At 45.6% G+C, this 18096-nt stretch carries 21 protein-coding genes; 12 read left to right on the top strand and 9 right to left on the bottom strand.

Annotation, left to right across the window (positions count from 1 at the left end):
- The first annotated feature begins 61 nt into the window (after positions 1-61).
- Entirely contained in the window at positions 62-1045 is a 984-nt protein-coding gene (locus CWE13_RS00420; protein WP_126805377.1) for a phospholipase A, read from the top strand.
- A 34-nt stretch (positions 1046-1079) separates the two neighbouring features.
- Here CWE13_RS00420 and CWE13_RS00415 read toward each other — a convergent pair whose 3' ends face one another.
- The 3 genes from CWE13_RS00415 to ppiC form a co-directional block, all read right to left on the bottom strand.
- Complete coding sequence (locus CWE13_RS00415; RefSeq protein ID WP_126805376.1) at positions 1080-2132, bottom strand: threonine aldolase family protein; 1053 nt, start codon at positions 2130-2132, stop codon at positions 1080-1082.
- Positions 2133-2171: 39 nt separating this feature from the next.
- On the bottom strand, positions 2172-3107 hold the full coding sequence (locus CWE13_RS00410; protein WP_126805375.1) for a M14 family metallopeptidase: 936 nt from the start codon (positions 3105-3107) through the stop codon (positions 2172-2174).
- An 82-nt stretch (positions 3108-3189) separates the two neighbouring features.
- Positions 3190-3468: a peptidylprolyl isomerase PpiC gene (ppiC, locus tag CWE13_RS00405; protein ID WP_126805374.1), complete on the bottom strand. Its 279-nt coding sequence runs from the start codon at positions 3466-3468 to the stop codon at positions 3190-3192.
- A 263-nt stretch (positions 3469-3731) separates the two neighbouring features.
- On the opposite strand from ppiC, the gene CWE13_RS00400 reads away from it, so the two are divergent.
- A complete protein-coding gene (locus tag CWE13_RS00400) occupies positions 3732-4109 on the top strand; it encodes a YebG family protein (protein ID WP_126805373.1) in 378 nt (125 codons plus the stop codon).
- A 20-nt stretch (positions 4110-4129) separates the two neighbouring features.
- Here the strand turns inward: CWE13_RS00400 and CWE13_RS00395 are convergent, their stop codons facing one another.
- From CWE13_RS00395 to CWE13_RS00385, 3 genes are all read right to left on the bottom strand, one after another.
- Positions 4130-4513 (bottom strand): hypothetical protein, encoded by a 384-nt coding sequence (locus CWE13_RS00395; protein ID WP_126805372.1) that lies wholly within the window; start codon positions 4511-4513, stop codon positions 4130-4132.
- A complete protein-coding gene (locus CWE13_RS00390) occupies positions 4503-4733 on the bottom strand; it encodes a type II toxin-antitoxin system prevent-host-death family antitoxin (protein WP_007419624.1) in 231 nt (76 codons plus the stop codon). The genes CWE13_RS00395 and CWE13_RS00390 overlap by 11 nt, the downstream gene beginning before the upstream one ends.
- A gap of 259 nt (positions 4734-4992) precedes the next feature.
- The gene (locus tag CWE13_RS00385) at positions 4993-5421 is read right to left on the bottom strand and encodes an organic hydroperoxide resistance protein (RefSeq protein WP_126805371.1); all 429 of its coding nucleotides are present in this window, start codon (positions 5419-5421) and stop codon (positions 4993-4995) included.
- Between the two features lie 285 nt (positions 5422-5706).
- Here CWE13_RS00385 and elbB point away from each other — a divergent pair, with 285 nt between their 5' ends.
- On the top strand, positions 5707-6357 hold the full coding sequence (gene elbB, locus CWE13_RS00380) for an isoprenoid biosynthesis glyoxalase ElbB (protein ID WP_126805370.1): 651 nt from the start codon (positions 5707-5709) through the stop codon (positions 6355-6357).
- 90 nt (positions 6358-6447) lie between these two features.
- The gene (locus tag CWE13_RS00375) at positions 6448-7749 is read left to right on the top strand and encodes a GGDEF domain-containing protein (protein WP_126805369.1); all 1302 of its coding nucleotides are present in this window, start codon (positions 6448-6450) and stop codon (positions 7747-7749) included.
- A gap of 9 nt (positions 7750-7758) precedes the next feature.
- Here CWE13_RS00375 and CWE13_RS00370 read toward each other — a convergent pair whose 3' ends face one another.
- Positions 7759-8412 (bottom strand): LysE/ArgO family amino acid transporter, encoded by a 654-nt coding sequence (locus CWE13_RS00370; protein ID WP_241973605.1) that lies wholly within the window; start codon positions 8410-8412, stop codon positions 7759-7761.
- Positions 8413-8465: 53 nt separating this feature from the next.
- Between CWE13_RS00370 and CWE13_RS00365 the strand changes: the two genes are divergently transcribed.
- Entirely contained in the window at positions 8466-9086 is a 621-nt protein-coding gene (locus CWE13_RS00365; protein ID WP_241973604.1) for a helix-turn-helix domain-containing protein, read from the top strand.
- A gap of 230 nt (positions 9087-9316) precedes the next feature.
- Positions 9317-10300 carry an ATP-grasp domain-containing protein gene (locus CWE13_RS00360; protein ID WP_126805368.1) on the top strand — a complete coding sequence of 328 codons (984 nt, stop codon included), beginning with the start codon at positions 9317-9319 and terminating at the stop codon, positions 10298-10300.
- Between the two features lie 7 nt (positions 10301-10307).
- On the opposite strand, the gene CWE13_RS00355 is transcribed toward CWE13_RS00360, so the two are convergent.
- A complete protein-coding gene (locus CWE13_RS00355; protein WP_126805367.1) occupies positions 10308-11201 on the bottom strand; it encodes a LysR family transcriptional regulator in 894 nt (297 codons plus the stop codon).
- A 157-nt stretch (positions 11202-11358) separates the two neighbouring features.
- Here CWE13_RS00355 and CWE13_RS00350 point away from each other — a divergent pair, with 157 nt between their 5' ends.
- Positions 11359-12339 (top strand): sodium-dependent bicarbonate transport family permease, encoded by a 981-nt coding sequence (locus tag CWE13_RS00350; protein WP_126805366.1) that lies wholly within the window; start codon positions 11359-11361, stop codon positions 12337-12339.
- Between the two features lie 10 nt (positions 12340-12349).
- Here the strand turns inward: CWE13_RS00350 and CWE13_RS00345 are convergent, their stop codons facing one another.
- Positions 12350-13039, bottom strand: a complete 690-nt coding sequence (locus CWE13_RS00345; protein WP_126805365.1) for an aspartate/glutamate racemase family protein — start codon at positions 13037-13039, stop codon at positions 12350-12352.
- 169 nt (positions 13040-13208) lie between these two features.
- Here CWE13_RS00345 and CWE13_RS00340 point away from each other — a divergent pair, with 169 nt between their 5' ends.
- The 5 genes from CWE13_RS00340 (at position 13209) to CWE13_RS00320 (ending at position 18088) form a co-directional block, all read left to right on the top strand.
- Positions 13209-13589 (top strand): LexA family protein, encoded by a 381-nt coding sequence (locus CWE13_RS00340; protein ID WP_126805364.1) that lies wholly within the window; start codon positions 13209-13211, stop codon positions 13587-13589.
- A gap of 211 nt (positions 13590-13800) precedes the next feature.
- The gene (locus CWE13_RS00335; protein ID WP_126805363.1) at positions 13801-15762 is read left to right on the top strand and encodes a BbrUII/HgiDII family restriction enzyme; all 1962 of its coding nucleotides are present in this window, start codon (positions 13801-13803) and stop codon (positions 15760-15762) included.
- Positions 15763-15788: 26 nt separating this feature from the next.
- Positions 15789-16862: a DNA cytosine methyltransferase gene (locus tag CWE13_RS00330; RefSeq protein ID WP_126805362.1), complete on the top strand. Its 1074-nt coding sequence runs from the start codon at positions 15789-15791 to the stop codon at positions 16860-16862.
- Positions 16863-17352: 490 nt separating this feature from the next.
- Positions 17353-17538: a hypothetical protein gene (locus CWE13_RS00325; RefSeq protein WP_126805361.1), complete on the top strand. Its 186-nt coding sequence runs from the start codon at positions 17353-17355 to the stop codon at positions 17536-17538.
- Between the two features lie 85 nt (positions 17539-17623).
- Entirely contained in the window at positions 17624-18088 is a 465-nt protein-coding gene (locus CWE13_RS00320) for a hypothetical protein (RefSeq protein ID WP_126805360.1), read from the top strand.
- Positions 18089-18096 lie beyond the last annotated feature (8 nt).

The raw sequence follows: 18096 nt of genomic DNA, 5'->3' as shown, positions 1-18096 counted from the left end.
TTTATAAACTCTAACGAATTCACTAGTGAAGCGCCAGCACCAATACCACAAGGAAGACATCATGACACGCTACCAGCCCCCTACTTCAGGCCGCATAACCCAGTTTATACGGTATTCATGTATTTTTGCCGGCGCTCTATTTTTTGCCTTATCAGGCGCTGCTGCATACGCCGAAGAAACCGATAACACCGAGGTTGAAGAAGAGGAAGAACGCATTACGCCAAGTGATTTCATTAGTAAGTTTTGGGAACTTGATCAGAACGATAAGCGCGGCACCTTTGTGATTCGTACCTTTCAACCGAATTTCTTTTTACCTGCTCACTACTCAAGCTCTATTAATCGTCAGCCCACGAGCCCAAGCCGAGGTGATGCGCCGGAGCAACCGGATTACGATTCCACCGAAATAAAGCTGCAAATATCATTACGCACAAAGCTTTGGGAAAACCTATTTCTGCCGAATGCCGATTTGTGGGCAGCCTACACGCAAACATCATTGTGGCAGGCTTACGATAATAAAGATTCACGGCCATTTCGTAGCACCGATCATAACCCTGAAATTATTTATACCGTGCCAATTGCTGAACGGTTAGATGTGCTTCCGGGTAAACCGCGCTTGCGTATGGTTCAGGCGGGTTTTGCGCACCACTCGAATGGCCAGAGCGAGCCGCTTTCACGCAGCTGGAATTACACCTATGTGGGTGGCGTTGTTGAATATGGCGAATTTATGATTGAAAGTAAGTGGAAGCAACGCATTAATGAAACCAACGACGACGACGATAACCCAGATTTACTACGCTATCGTGGTAATGTTGAAACTCGCGTGTCTTGGTTACCGGGCCGGAGCACCGCGAGTATTACTTTAATTACCCGCGATTTCTCTACCGATCGTGGCTCGGTGCAGTTCGATTACACCTACCCACTTACAAAGCGCCCTGATGGTATTCGCGCTTATTTGCAGTTGTTTTCAGGTTACGGTGAAACCTTAATTGATTATAACCATCGGCAAAACCGCATTGGTATTGGCTTCTTACTATTAAACTTCTAGCCCGAATTAATACGGCGCACACAGGTATAAGCACTTAAAGCAACGCGAGTAGTTGCTTTAAGTGCGCTTGCCAAAACGCCACGGGTTTTGCCATCGCATTGCGCCCTACCGGAATTTCACAAATCTGCCAGCCATCGGCTTCAGCCCGGGGCGTTGGTAGCACTTCAACATGGTGTGCATCGCTATAGGCTTGAATTGCATGCAAGAGGCGCTGTTTATCGGCTTGAATATGCAAGTGAAACATCGCTACTTGCGGTTCCGCCGGGTTAATACGAATGTTTGGCATTTCAGCAAAAGCGCTTGCCAACTCCCGAGCGTAGTTCACCGCTTGCGGTATGCTGGCTAGGTTCTCTTGCAAACCAAGCTTTGCCGCCAGTAAATATGGATATTGCGAATACAGGTTGCCGCCTGCGCGGCGCGCCCAAATACGGGCTTCAGCAATGAAATCTTCATCGCCCACCAACATTGCCCCAGCAATACCCGCTAAATCTTTATAAAAACTTACATAAACCGAATCCGCTAAGCCCGCAATCTCAGCCAAACTGCGCTGATAATACTCTGGGCATTGCCACAAACGGGCGCCATCAAAGTGCACCGCGATATTGTGTTCACGCGCCCATGCCACTTGCTCGTTTAACGCTTCCCAGGTAGGCAACTGCCCACCTATTTCGCGCGCGGGCAATTCCCATATCATCGCCGCCATTGCCTGAGCGGGTAAAGCAGTAAAATCACCCAACTGCCACACCCGTTCAGGTGCACCAATTGCCAGCGCATCCAAACCCCACAGGTGTTGATAGCCGTGTTGCTCGTGCAGTAAAAGGTGCGATGTGGGATGCAAGCCAATATGCGAAAGTTTCCGCTGTTCGGAATAAATCTTCAGGGCTAACGGCTGTGCTAAAGTGCCGCTCGGAAGAAACAGCGCTGCCGGCTTACCCAGCATCGAGGCCACTTCTTGCTCGAGATCATTAATCAGCGCGCCCTTTCCATAACAATCGCGCTCGGGAACTTGTTCAGCCGCAAGCGCCAGCGCACGCAATGTTTCTGCCATACTTCGAGCAGGTTGCCGCAACATCGATATTCGCTCCATCCGCAACCTCCTCGGGTTGTATCGATTCAACGTGCGTAGTTACTCTAGGTGCGCCGCTACATAATTCAAACCACCAACAACTGCAGCAACCTGCGCCAAAATACACTCCTCTGGCGTTGCATTGGCGCTATCTGGGTAAACTTCGGTCGTGGTCACGTAATCAGCACCCGAAAGGCCCATACATAAGCCGTATTTCTTGCCTTCGTAGTTAATTACACCAAATTGCGCTACCGGCACACCAATCAATTTGCCATTATCATCGGCTTCAGCAATATGCGTTACCTGCGCTACCGAATCGAGCACCGCCTTTTGAAATGCCGCCGCTGGATGTTGGCTATCGCCCACCAAATAAAAACCATCGGGAATATTCCAGTTATCATTCACGATGCCATCACGAGCCGCAAGCGCTGGGCGAAATTCGCTATTATCGGTATCCGTGGTTTCATGCAAATCAATGTGCATTACAATCTTACCTTCCAACCCAGCTACATACGCCATAATTTGCGCGGCTTCCGGTGCTGGGCTTGGCTGCAAGAACGAGCGGTTTGGATCGGTAGTTTCCGGGTTCCAACGATTAATGGTTTCATAACCCCACGGGCTAATGCACGGTGCCACTAACACGTTAAATTGCTCGGTATATTTCAACGCTTCGGTTTGCAAAAAGCGCAAGGCACCATGCACACCACTAGTTTCATAACCATGAACCCCACCGGTAACGATTACCGTTGGTTTTTCCGCGCTCCAATGCTTCGATTTCACCAGCAGCAGCGGATAATCAGCAAAGCCATGTTCCGCATACGCAAGCTCACCGTATTGCTCAACATCAAAATCATTCGCTAACGATTCAATAACTGCTACTACATCATCAAAATAGGAGCGCTTTTGCGTTTGTTCATTCAGCCAAATGTTCTTCTCTTCGGCGCCCCAAGCCACGCCGGGCTTACCAATAGGGTACGTGTTTGATTCTGTTGTCATGTTATGTCCTAAAGTTGAGCTGCTCATTTCATGTGGGTGCAGCAAATTTATTATCGAGCGCGAAGGTGTTGCTTCAAAACCCTTAGCTGCGGTAAAGCGTTTTAATCAGATGAAACCCAAACTGCGTTTTAACCGGCCCATGCACTTGCAAAATCGGCTTTTTAAAAACCACATTATCAAAGGCTTTCACCATTTGGCCCGGCCGAAACTCACCTAAATCACCGCCCTTCTTGCCCGAAGGACAAATCGAGTGCTTCTTCGCCAGCTCATGAAAGTTCGCACCTTTCGCTAACTCAGCTTTCAGCCGTTCCGCTTCTTCCTTCGTTTCCACTAAAATATGTACCGCAGCTGCTTTCGCCATTTTATATCCTAATCACTAACCTATTCTGAGAGCCGCTAGCTCTAAAAAATCGGCTCTTGAAAAAACCTATTACAAAAAATTCGAGCCAGTATATCGCGAAGCAGTAGCTGTTGGAAAACCATTCAATCGCCTTTTTTATACTGCTTTGATTCACCCCAAAAAAGCCTCATTTCACCGTTATCTAGGCTTGCGATCACAACCGAATAACTGTATAAATAACCAGTATATAGTTTCTATTAAATACACCCCCACGAGGAATCCCAATGGCTGTAATTACGCAATACGTAGTTGTACGCAACGGAGAAGAAAAAATGACATTTACCAGCAAAGCCGAAGCCGATGCGCACGATAAAATGCTTGATATGGTTGATGAGTTAGTACCGTTGCTCGAAGGTTGTGAAGCGCTAAGTAGTGAGCAACAGGTTGAAGATATGGCGTTTTTCCTCGCTCGCGAGCGCGAACAAGTGTTGATAGCCTTGGGTGCGAAGAAACCAGCCAAGAAAAAAGCGCCTAAGCCTGCAACGCCAGCGGAGCCTTCAGAGGCGGTAGAGCCTTCAGCGGGGGTAGAGCCTTCAGCGGGGGTAGAGCCAGCAGCGCCTGCGGCAAAACCAAAACCAGTAACCACCGAAGAAACAAGCTAGCTTAACGTTTAGAATCGAATTTACATCAGTAAGTTAAGTTCGAACAACAGCTTCTGAATGCTTTGCCGAGAATCCATAACTAAGAGCAACTGCACTTCCTGCTCGTTATCAGTATCCTTTGGGCTATCGGCACTGCTATCGGCATTCCTTACAACATAGAACACAAGATTATGTTCATCGATAAGTAATTGCCGGTATTCAGTTAAACCAAGTTGAAAAAGCCGCTCACTGATGGGGCCGCAGAAAGTATTCAGAGTAAGCTGCTCGGTTATTTTTAACTTAATGTTTTCACTTACCGAGTTTGCCACCTTCTCACCAAACTGCTCTGATAGAAAGGCACGTAAACGCTGGAGCGAACGCTTAAACACCGGCGAAGCAACAATGTTGTATTGTTTAGGCGCCATCTTGTTCAAACGCTTCATCAATACTAAGTTTTTCAGTAGTTAATGATTTCTCAGAAAGCTTCATTAACTTTAAAAGCGCTAATGTTTCCTGCTGGAACGCATAATCAGCATAAGATTGAACTACAAAAGCAGGCTTCCCTTTTTTCGTAATCATCAATTCTTCCTGCAACTCCAAACTATTGGCGTTCTCTTTCAGATAAGTAATTGTTTCGGTTTTCATAGTAAGCGTCCTTTCCCCTTAAGCCGTGACTTTTAAACAGTAACCTGCAAATAGCGGGCTTTAAAAAGCCTTTTAAAAGGCTCTTCAGTATAAACTCAACAACTCAATTTCGCCAATGCCTGAACCAAACCTTCTTTTCTAAAAAAATCGGTAAATAACAGGCAAAGAAAAAGCCGAACTACTCGGTGTCATTTCACGGAGAGCAGTTCGGCTTTATGATTATGCAGCCGTTATTCAAACGGCATTTCAAAATCGGTTGTTAAACCACGTTCAGGCTTACATCAACGTTACCACGAGTAGCGTTGGAATACGGGCATACCTTATGCGCGGCTTCTACCAGCTTCTCAGCATCTGCACGATCCAAGCCCGGTAATGAAATATCCATCTTCACTGCAATGCCAAAGCCTTGCTCGATTGGGCCGAAGCTTACCGCAGCATCGATTTTAGCATCGTTCGGAACCTTAACATCAAGTTTGCCCGATACCGCTTTCATGGCGCCCATGAAGCACGCGGAGTAGCCCGCTGCAAACAATTGTTCAGGGTTGGTGCCCTGGCCATCATCGCCACCCATCGCTTTCGGGGTTGATAATGATACTTTCAAACGACCATCATCAGAGGCTGATTCGCCTGTACGGCCGCCTTTCGTGCTTACATTTGCGGTATAAACAACTTCTTTTAGCTTATCCATAGTATTCTCCTTGGTTGCAGGTGCATGTGCCTATACGCTGAATGCCTTTGAGAATGCATCCGCTTCTGGCTGCACGCACCTAAATCATTTACCTGCAAAATAACTATAACAGGTACAGCGCAGTTTTCCGATGTTAAGGCCGCTATAGTGCAAAACTTGGCGCTTAATTTACCCTCAGCACGTAAGCACCGGCTTGAAACTTCAAGAACATCCCCCATACTTTAATGAACAAGATAAAACCAACTCATCAAGCCAAACCAACCGAGGCCAAACAGGAGTATAAGCATGAAAAAAGTAGCTATTTTATTATCCGGTTCGGGCGTTTACGATGGTGCCGAAATTAACGAGGTGGTGCTAACTTTATTGCATATCGAGAAGCAAGGCGCGAGCTATGAGTGCTTTGCGCCCAATATCTCGCAACTACACCACATCAATCACTTAAATGGCGAAGAAACGCCGGAAACACGCAATGTATTGCAAGAATCAGCACGCATCGTGCGCGGCAACGTAAAACCTCTGGATGAACTCAATGAAGCTGATTTTGATGCACTTATCTTGCCAGGTGGCTTTGGTGTCGCGAAGAACTTCTGTAATTTTGCCTTAAACGGCGAAGATATGTCGGTGAATAAAGAAGTTCTTGCGATATGTAAGGCATTTGCCGAAGCTAATAAACCATCCGGTTATCTATGTATTGCCCCGGTGCTTATGCCGCATGTATTCGGCAAAGGCGTAAAAGCTACCGTAGGTAACGATAAAGATGTCGCCGAGGCCATTAACAACATGGGTGGCGAGCATGTGGAATGTCCGGTGAACGATATTGTGGTGGATAACACCCATAAAACAGCGAGCACACCGGCTTATATGTTGGCGCAATCAGTGAGTGAAGCTGAATCAGGCATCGAAAAGCTGGTAGCCCATGTGTTAAGCGTGGCTTAGGCTGCTAAACACTTTTTGCTGGTATTTTTTGATACCAATCAATGAATATTGATTCGTTATTGCGTAAAATACCAGCAAAAGGAACCTATTATGACCAACGACACTGATCTCGCCCCGAAAGTTTTGGGCCACCTCGAAAAGAAACTGAATCAAATTATTTCAGTAGCGCCCGGCGTTATTTTTCAATTTCAAATTGATGCTAATGGTGAGGTTAGCTTTCCGTTTGCCAGTCCAAGATTACTCGATGATTCAACCTCAAGCGCCGCGGTTCCGCCTGAAAGCGCAAAGGATGTATTCAAGCTTATCCACGCTGATGATATCGAACGCGTAGAAGATTCCATTGTTACCTCGAAAGTAAAATCACTCCCATGGCAGTGCGATTTTCGCGTGCATCATAGCGGCCGCGTGAAATGGGTTCGCGGTAGAGCCAACCAAGAACAAGGGCCTAACAATTCCACCGTATGGAATGGCATGCTGCTCGATATTACCGATTTGAAAACGGCGCAATTAAAACTCGAAGAATCCGAGCGGCGATTACATGAAGCGCAGGAGCTCGCATCGATTGGTAACTGGTATGCGAAAATGGAAACCGGTGAAGTGTATTGGTCTGATGTGGTATTTAAAATTTTTGGTTTAGAACAAGCGCACACAAGCCCTTCAATTGAGCTGGTGAATCGCCACATACACCCTGAAGATATAGAGCTACTGCGCGAAAGTGAAGAGCGCGCAAAAGAGCTTGGCAAAATAGATATCGAATATCGAATTGTGCGGCCGGATGGCACCATTGGTTGGGTACATTCAATTGGTGAGCTCAACCTATTAAACGGAACCTACCACGGTACTATCCAAGATATCACTGAGCGCAAACTTGCAGAGCGAGAGCTTCGCGAGCTTGCCACCACCGACCCACTTACCAAGCTGTATAATCGCCGCTTTTTCGTTGAACGCGCCGAAAGCACCATTAAGTTGTGTGATCGCCTCGAGAAGCCAATAGCCGTGGTTATGTTTGATCTCGATCGCTTCAAAGTAGTGAACGATACCTACGGCCATGCCACCGGCGATATTGTGTTGCAAGAAATAGCCCGGGAAGTGAAAGCCCAGCTTCGTTCGGAAGATGTTCTCGGCCGTATTGGTGGCGAGGAATTCGCCATTACCCTACCCGATACCACCTTGCTGCAAGGCGTTAAAGTAGCCGAAAAACTACGGCAGAAAATAGAAGAAATGGAGTTTGAATGCACAGTAACCAACGAGCGCTTCAAGCTCACCTGCAGCTTCGGCGTTACCGAAAGCCAAACGAAGCACGAAAAGCTCGATAAGCTACTATCGCTTGCCGATAATGCACTTTACGCCGCCAAGCGAAATGGCCGCAATCGGGTGGAAACCAAGGTGTAGCTTCTATATTTATGTCCACACGCCAATCAGCGTATACAATAATTTTGCAGCGATTAAAAACATTAAAAAGGCGATAAGGGTATTAATAATTTGCCATGCTCTAGGCTTATTAAGAACGTTCGAAAGTTTTTTCGCCACAAATACTAAACTATAGAACCATGTAGCGGAGGCGATTAAAGCTCCCGCTACGAACCATGGCTTTAGATTCTGCGAAAGGCTAGCCGTTACACCACCAATCAATACCACAGTATCAATGTAAACATGTGGGTTGAGAAATGTCATTGCCATTGCCATTAAAACCGTAGTTTTTAAACGGCTCGGCGAGCGCTCGCTTTGCTCCACAACTAAAGTTCCAGTGCCACGAATGGCTGAGCGTAACGCTACTGAACCGTACCATATTAAGAAAATGGTCCCCGTAATACTTAATAGAATCCCCAAAACACTATCAACGCTAACTAATGCTCCAACTCCGAAAACACCGGCGCCAATGAGTAAGAAATCACCAAGGAAACAGATAGTAGCTGCTGTGAAAGGATGGTTATTTGTGAGCCCTGTTTTCAACAAAAACGCATTTTGGCTCCCGATGGCAATTATTAAGCCTCCAGAAATGACCATTCCCATTACAAACGTACTTACAAGATCATACATATTCGCCTCAAACATTGACTACATCCATAAATCACATTGATAATACCAAGACCCTGATGATTCAATATATGGAAACAAAAGTCAATATAATGACCGGCAATAATGAAACAAATAACGAAACAATTAATGAATCAATTAGTTTAGCGGTTGCTGAACGCGTCAATAAGTTTCGAAAAGAGCACAAGCTTTCGCTTGACGAGCTATCGAAACGATCTGAAATCAGTAAAGGTATGCTGGTGCAAATTGAAAAAGGCCGCGCTAATCCAAGTATTGGGATCCTTTGTAAACTAGCGAATGCACTTGGTGTTTCTGTTGCTGATATCGTAGCTATCTCTGATGGACCTAACGTTAAAATAAACAAACCAAACGACATCCCGACACTTTGGCAGGGGGAACACGGCGGAACAGCACGCTTATTAGCAGGAACAAAAGGATCTGTAATGGTGGAGCTTTGGCGTTGGCATATGCTCCCCAACGAAACGTTTGCCTCTGATCCACACACAAAGGGCACGATTGAACTTATTCATGTTGAAAAGGGCTGCTTAACAATCATCATTGATAATGAAGTAATTAATTTGAATGAAAACTGTTCGCTCACAGCAACTATGGATGTACGCCACGCATATGAGAATCGTTCTAACGCACCGGTTAACTTCACGATGACAGTTTACGAGCGTGCTTCTCATTAGCGAGCCTGCTTTCCAAGTACAGCACATTACAAATTCGCGGTTAACGCCAGCAGCCAAAACTTATCAATGATGTTGGCGCAATCGAGTGGAAATCGAAGTGTAACGGTAGCGTTTACCCCTTAGAACCACACAATCTGATATATAACTTTTTCAATTTGATCCTCTCCTGCTCTTCGCGGTGTAATGCCTCTGAGAATGCATCTTTTTTGTTGGCATAGGCAGGGGTTCAAGTGCGCGATATTGTTATTATTCATGAAAACGACGAATGGTTAGTACCACTACGTGCAGAATTTGCCAAACGCGGCGTTAACGCACGCGAAATGTTTTTAGATACCGGCGTAGTGCCTTTTACTGAAGAACCCAGCGATGCGGTTTACTACAACCGTATGAGTGCCTCTTCGCATACGCGTGGCCACCGTTTCGCACCAGAGCTTACCCGTGCAGTGCTTACTTGGTTAGAAGGCTATCAGCGCACCGTAGTGAATAACACCGGGGTGCTTGCCCTTGAAGTATGCAAAATTTCCCAATATGCCGCACTACAACGAACAGGTTTACAAGTTCCGAAAACCCACGCAGTAGTAGGTATACAGCATGTGTTGCAGGCCGCCGAACAATTCAATCAATGGCCCCTAATTTTAAAACCGAACCGTGGCGGTAAAGGCCTTGGCGTGCAACGCTTCAATTCGTTAGCTGAATTGCAAACTTACGTGGAACGAACTGACCACGAAGAACCGCTCGATGGTATTTGGCTGCTACAAGAATATATTCAGCCGAAAGAACCTTTCATTACCCGCGCCGAATTCGTTGGCCGCAAGTTTTTATATACCGTGCAAGTAAATACCGAAGATGGCTTCGAGCTTTGCCCTGCCGATAATTGCAGCATCGAAGATAAGTTTTGCCCAACAGGAGCGGAGCCCGACCCGAGTGCGAGTGCGACTGAGAGTGCGAGTGCCAGCAGCGCCCAAGAAGCACACAAGTTTACGATTACCGAGCGCTTTAACAGCCACAGTATCATTAGCCAGCTTGAAGGCTTTTTAAGCGATAACGCTATTGATGTGGCCGGTATTGAATTCATTGAAAACGCCGAAGGCGAGCTCTTTGTTTACGATGTGAACACCAATACCAACTACAACCAAGCCGCTGAAGAACGTGCAGGTGGAGAACGCACCGGTATGGGTGCATTAGCTGATTACTTAATAAAAATAGCGAAATAAGCGCAGGCTACAAATTCGCGGTTAACGCCAGCACCCGGAACTTATCAATGATATTGGCATTACTGGAATCGTTGCGGCTCACCATGTACCACTGCCCCGGCAGTGGAAAGCCTTCGGTATTAACACGGGCAACCGCATCGCTGCCATGATCAATAATGTGCTCCGATAGCACCGCCAAACCCATTCCCGCAGCCACACTAATTCGAATCGCCTCGTTACTCTCGATTTGCGTGGTGTGGTTTAAATACAAACCGCGTCCGGCCAACCAGGTATCAAATACCATGCGTGTGGCCGAGCCCGGTTCACGCATTAAGAAAGGTTCATCTACCAACTGCTGGAAGCTTACTGGCTCGCATTGCTGCACCGCCCAATGATTCACCGGCGCAATAAGCTGCAAGCGATTCGCCATGAAAGGCTCCGCCTTTACCATGGAATCGCTCGGCGGGTGGCTGAAGATATAAATATCATCGGCATTATTGTTATAGCGCTGCAAAGTACTGCTGCGATTGCCAATACTCAGCTCCACACCAATATCCGGATATTGCCGATTAAATTTCGCTACCAATGGCGGAATCACATACTGCGCGGTATTCACCAGCGATATCTTTAATGTGCCGCGATCGCCCTCACGAATCGCCGAAATGGCCTGCGTGCATTCATGCATGCGCCGCATAATATCGCCACAAGCTCGATATAAATGCTCACCTGCGAGCGTGGGTATCATCTGCCGGCCTTCTTGCTGTAATAACTCAGCTGCACACACATCTTCTAACCGGCGAATTTGCGCTGAAATCGTAGGCTGGGTTAAATGCAGCTTGCGAGCCGCAGCCGAAATGCTCTTTTCTTCAACCACTTGCTGAAATACTTCAAGTAGCCGGAAATTTAACTGGCGCAATTGCATACACACTCCTGCGGAATTGTTCTGGGCGTCAGCTATAGATTATTACCTATATTTTAGTTTGCAATCAATTATTTTTATATATAGATAGAGTTCTGCATAATCCAGCGGTTGTTGCGAAAAGCACATTGCTCAAAGCAGCTTAATCAATGGAGGATCCATGCCAGATATCGTTGTCGCTTTTTTTGCACTCGGCTTAATTGCAGGGTTGGTGAAATCGGATTTAAAAGTTCCCGGACAAATCTACGAGATCCTCACCATTCTTCTCATGCTCAGCATTGGTATTAAAGGTGGTTTGGCACTGCATAGCAACGGCGATAGTATTGTGTGGAGCAACCTCTTCCTGATTATGGCCCTCGGCTTTCTGTCGCCCCCAATTCTCTTTCCGGTATTGCGCAAACTCGTGCGCCTGCCCCGCGTTGATGCTATTAGTATCGCCGCTCATTACGGTTCGGTAAGCGCCGGTACCTTTGCCGTAGCCTGGGCACTGGCGGAAAGCTATCAATTGCCACTCGCCGCCGATACCACACTCTATTTGGTAATTCTTGAACTGCCCGCCATTGTGCTCATGCTGGCGTTTTATCATTGGCGCGCGCAGAAAGATGTTGCGAATACTAGCGGTGCTGAGGGTGAGCAAACTACCGCAGCTTCTAACCCTCCGGCAAGTATGGGCGCCATTTGGCACGAAGCGCTCACGAGCCGAGGGGTAATCTTATTAATGGGCGGTGTGGTAATTGGGTGGTTATATGGCCCGAGTGGGCTGGCATCCATTGAAGGCTTGGTATTAAACGGGTTCTCCGCCCTGTTGGCGCTATTCTTGCTCGAAATGGGTATCACCACCGCTCGAATTTGTCGGCCGTTTCCATTCAAACTATGGCGCTTAGTGCTATTCGCCGCATTGGCACCACTCGTAATGCTCTGGCCCGGATTGTTGCTCGGATTCTACCTAGAATTGCCCACAGGCTCAGTTTTAGTGCTCAGCGCCCTAACCGCCAGCGCTTCTTACATAGCTGCACCAGCCGCTATTCGTGCCGCCATACCCAGCGCCGACATCGGCAAAGCCATGCTAGCTGCACTCGGCATCACCTTCCCGTTGAACGTGTTGGTGTATATACCGGTGTTGGCGGTTTTGTTGGGGTGATTCAGGTGCACTAGCTCAGGGCTTTAGATACTGCCGCTTCCGCATGCAGCTCGGCGGTATCAAATAAAGGAATAGAAGCATCGCCATCTTGTAGCAGCATGCCAATTTCGGTACAGCCTAAAATCACGCCTTCAGCACCGCGCGCTGCAAGGCCCTTTATTATCTTGAGGTAGGCTTGCTTTGATGCATCAAGAAACTGACCTTGGCAGAGCTCATCGAAAATAACACTATGAACTAGCTCCCGCTCTTCGGGCTCTGGAATAACGATTTCAACGCCTTGAGCCTGCAGCCGTGCCCGATAGAATTCCTGTTCCATGGTAAATTGCGTGCCCAACAGCCCAACTCGTTTAATGCTGCGTGCCTTAAGCGCTGCCGCAGTAACATCAATGATGTGTAACAAGGGCACAGAAACGGCCGCTGCTACCTCATCGGCAATTTTGTGCATGGTATTGGTGCCAATCAGAATAAAATCAGCACCGGCGCGCTCAAGCGCTTGCGCCGCATCACAGAGAATAGTCTCCGTAGCCGGCCAATCACCCGCATGCTGCAACTCAGCAATTTCAGCAAAATCGACACTCACCAACACCACCTTCGCCGAATGATGCCCACCCAAGCTCTGCTTCACTTTTTCATTCAACAGCCGGTAATACACCTGCGTAGATTCCCAGCTCATACCGCCGATAAGGCCAATGGTTTTCATTTTGGTGTGGCTCCAGCTCTGCAGAAATGGTGTTTAGAAACTATATCGTAATCTGGATTACGCTCCAATTTGCTTTTAAAAATTTGCCTCTTGAAGCAAGCTAATGCAGAAGAACCTAGCTAAAGCCGTGGGCGTAAATCATGTGACTTTTTCTCAATGGGAAAGTGACGTGACTAGCCTTAAAGGTATGTGCATCGGGCAGAATGCTAAAGCGCTGAGCATTACGCTCGACGAGTTTGCTTATGGTTCGTCTTCAAATGTTGAGTCAGACCCCGACTTGCGTGGCAAGGTGCCTTTAATTTCGTGGGTTCAGGCAGGGTATTGGTTGGGAATGGATGTTAGCCAGGCAGAAGCCCCAAAATATTATGCACACACAACAAGTGTGGGTCCTCGAGCATTTGCGCTCCGCATTCGGGGCTCCCGTATGACCCGTTACACTGGCGGCAAATCAATTCCAGAAGGTTCGATCGTTATCGTTGATCCGGATATCCCAGCTGAAAACGGTAAAGTAGGCATTGCTCCTTGGACGAAACCTCCGAGGCAACATTAAAGCAGCTGATTATCGATGGCGGCCAGAAGAGGCTTAAGCCGTTTAATCACTGATATCCCGTGACATCTGTGAATGGAAACTGTACATTTATCGGAATGGTAAAGCAGGTGATACAGAATTTCTAATCAAGCTAAATTTAATCTACTTCTAATGATTAACATCTCTGTCATTGCCTTAAGTATCAAACTTCACAATAAGGATCGTTTAGAAGATGAGTGATTTATATGAAATGACAGTGGACCTTAACGTCTTAGATCATCTAGGAATCAATTTGTATAGCAATATAGCGGCAGTAATTACCGAATCTGTCGCTAACGCTTGGGATGCAGATGCAGAGTTAATTGAAATAAATATCGATAAAGAAAATGACCTAATCACAATAAAAGATAATGGAATCGGCATGTCTATTTCAGACATGAATCAGAAATATTTAAGAGTTGGGTATCGAAGAAGAGTTGAAGATACAATTACCGGAGAGGTCACAGCAAAAGGTCGACCGGTTATGGGGAGAAAAGGGCTAGGCAAGCTATCTCTATTTTCAATTGCGAACTGTATAGAAGTCCAGTCAATCAAAGATGGGGAAGCTTCTGCGCACGGTTTAAAAATGAGTATTGCAGATATAAAAGATTCTGTTCGATTACGAGAAAGAAGTTATAAGCCAGTTTCACTGGAGGTTGATGCCCTTTCTGTAACTAAAGGTACACAAATCACTCTGGGCGAAATTAAGCGAACCCGCCTCGGTAAAAGCGTTCAAGCATTACGTCGAAGACTTGCAAGAAGATTCTCCGTTATTGGCGAAAAGTTCAATTTTAAGATTTTAATTAACGGACAGCCAGTAACCATGGAGGATAGAGGGGATTTATCGGCACTGCAGTTCCTATGGAAAATTGAGGGTAGTGAGGTTGATACAAGTGCCGCAACTAAAGTTAAGGAAACCGGTATTTTAGAGAATTCACTCCCCGGTTGGGAAAGTAATATCAAGGTTTCAGGATGGATTGGAACATCAAGGACTCCGAAAGAGTTGGATAGCGAGGAATTGGGAAACCTGAACGGAATAGTGGTTCTTTCTCGAGGAAGGCTCTTTCACGAAAATATTTTGGACCGTCTAAACGATGGACGATTATTTACTAAATACCTAACGGGTCAGATTGAAGCTGATTTCTTGGATGCTAACGATAAGCCAGATATTGCTACTAGCGATCGACAAAGAGTACAGGAAGATGATGAGCGCTACATTGCTTTGATTGCATTCCTGAAGTCAGCACTTAATAAGGTTGAGAGCAAATGGTCTGATTGGAGAAAAAAGCATGAGGTGGAGAAAGCAAAAGAGGAGTCCCCTGCTCTCAAGCAATGGTTAGACGGATTACCTTCTGGATTCAGAAAAAGCGCAGAAAGTTTAATCGCACAGATTAGCTCGATCCCTGTTGATAATGATGTTGATCAGAAATTAATGTTTAAACATGGTGTTATCGCGTTCGAAAGAATGAAACTTAGAGGTTCAACAGATGAATTTGGTCATAGCCTGACGAACCCACAACAGCTTCTTGAACTTTTGGGCGATCGCGATGCCCTTGAGGCTTCACTTTATCGCGACATTGTGAATTCACGCCTAGATGCTATTAAACAGTTTAATAATTTACTAGATCAAGACGCAAAAGAGAAAGTTCTGCAAGAATACTTATTCAATCATCTGTGGCTCTTAGATCCATCTTGGGAAAGAGCTTCAGGAAGCGAAGCAATTGAGTCTAAACTTATTGCTGAAGGTGTCATAATTGATGATTTAACCAAAAAAGAGGAGCTTGGAAGAGTTGATATCGCTTATAAGACTTCTGCGGGAAAACATTTAATTATCGAATTAAAACGGGCTGGAGCATCCGTCACTCTTCACGGGTTGAACGAGCAAGGAACAAAGTATTTTGATAAACTGAAAAAAATCTGTCGAAGCTTAGGAGATAAAAACCCAAACATTGAGGTTATATTCGTTTTAGGAAAAGAGATCCCCGAAGAAAGCTCCAATCCAGAAAGAATTAAGCACTCAATGAATGCTATATCTCCAGGAAGTAGAATCATGTACTACGACGGCTTGATCCATAGTGCTCAGAATTCATACGCCTCATATCTGGAAAAAAGTAAAGAACTGGATAAACTTGAATTGCTTGTTGACAACATTTAATTTTAGCAACGTAATAGTGGTGTGCGATGAAAATAACGGCGGTTGATTTGTTCTGTGGTGTTGGAGGTCTTACCCACGGCTTTGTAAAAGCGGGCGTAGAAGTTACCGCGGGATATGACCTAGATGAGGCTTGCCGGTATGCCTACGAAAAAAATAATTTTAGTACTTTCTATCAACGTGACATTTCAGAAGTATCTCCCAATGAGATTGCAACTCTTTTTCCGAAAAATAGTATTAAGCTTTTAGCTGGATGTGCGCCCTGTCAACCTTTTTCAAAGTATACACAAAAAAAGCCGAAGGACGACAGGTGGGGACTTCTTTATCATTTCAGTAGGCTGATCTCCGGAGTAAATCCCGATCTAGTAACAATGGAAAATGTTCCTGGAGTTTGCAAACACCGTGTTTATCAAGACTTTAAGGCTCATCTAATTGACAGCGGCTATTATGTGACCGACACCACTGTTTTTTGCCCAGACTACGGTCTCCCACAGAGACGGTTACGTCTCGTTTTGCTTGCCTCGAAATTAGGGCCCGTAGAGCTCATAAAGCCAACCCATACAGTTCGTGAATATCGCACTGTGAAAGACAGTATCAGCCATTTACCATCAATTCATGCTGGCCAAGGGTGTAAGCATGACCGGCTACATATTAGCGCAGGACTTTCTCAAAAAAACCTATCTAGAATCAAACACTCAAAACCCGGAGGAACATGGCGGGACTGGCCTGAAGAGCTACTGTCTACATGTCATACTAAAAAGTCTGGCCAAGGATATTCTAGTGTTTATGGTAGGATGGAGTGGTCACTCCCTAGCCCTACCATTACAACTCAATGTTATGGCTTTGGAAATGGAAGATTTGGACACCCGTCACAAGACAGAGCAATAAGTCTTCGCGAAGCAGCTATTCTTCAGTCATTTCCTGACGAATACGAATTCTTGAAAGATGATGACAAGTTGAGTATGAGCACTTTGGGTAGGCTCATTGGAAATGCTGTGCCTGTAGTCCTTGGCGAGGTCATCGCAAAGTCATTTCAACAGCACTTGAACGCCGTGAATTGCTCTAATTCTACCGTTATACAGAGCAATTTGTTATCAAACTGAGAACGATGCTAGATGATGTTGAATACCTTTCAAGTAAAGTAATTTCTAGTTAGTAAGGGGCGCACTTCTGCGCCCTAAATTTTGGGTTGATTAACACTTAAATAGTACCCTCGTCTTTTACCTTCCTTAGTTTTAAAATGATCTCTGATTATGTATCCAATAAAGTATTTAAAAGTGCTGCAAGAAACTCTACTTTTAACAACACCTAAAAATTTAAATGTGGCTTTTCAAATGGTTATGAAAAACCCAGAAAGACATTCATTATTTCGTCGGCTACCGTAGTTATGTGACTCACGCCTTCTGGAGAACTGTTTCACGAAGCGCTATTACCACATTTCTATTTTTGCGCTACCGGTTAATTTCGGCCTCGAACCCGAAAGTTCATCCAGTAGCCTGAATTTCAGATTGTGCTCTCATAGCGCTAGGGTTTGGCCACCCGAATATTGAAAACCGGTTTTCAGTCCCTCTAATTAAAATTAGGAACTGAATAATGAATAACGACGAAAAACAAATACTGATGTTGACGTACAAGGCAGATATAGATGGAAGAGCGGTAACGATAAAGCAGCTTTGGAATCCCAATTCTGATAATACAAGGGAACATCTAGCCGAAGCTGTTATGAGAAGCAGTAATGGTTTTATTAAGTTACACCTAGCAAAAACATGTGGAATGTAACCCGATATAGCGCCGGGGTTAGGATATTGACACCCCTACTCCGGCGATCAACAATGTATTAACATTATAGCTCAAGGAAGAATACATGAAAAAGTCGCTGTACTCTCTAGCTTTGCTCATAACAACAGCTGCAAGCCCCCTGACTGCGACTGCAAACGATGACTTTAAATACCCTGTCTATGTTTCTCATAGTGGAGATGATTCGGTCGGTAGTCGAGTCGCATTTAATGTGCGCAATCTTGTCCGGAGCAGTCCACACTTAAAGTTGTCTAATGACACTAATGAGCCACACTTTGGCTTCTACCTTATAAGTACGCCCTTAGACAGTGAATATGCCTCTTCTGCTTCTGCTTTTTCATTGGTGTTTACCTTCGACCCTGGCACTAATCGATACGCAGAAAGATTATTAACTGCTATGGTAGGTAGATGCGGCAGTAGCAGAGTTGCTAGCTGTGCTGAAGATTATGTGGCCAATTTGGATGAAGAGATTACTAAGTTCGAACGCTATTTTGGTAGCGATATACCATACTTATTCAAGGGTTATGATTGATTTTTGTA

It is taken from the genome of Aliidiomarina shirensis (assembly GCF_003987345.1).
Lineage (GTDB): Bacteria > Pseudomonadota > Gammaproteobacteria > Enterobacterales > Alteromonadaceae > Aliidiomarina > Aliidiomarina shirensis.
The sequence above is the reverse complement of the archived record's forward strand: the minus strand, read 5'-3'. Positions and strand labels throughout refer to the sequence as shown.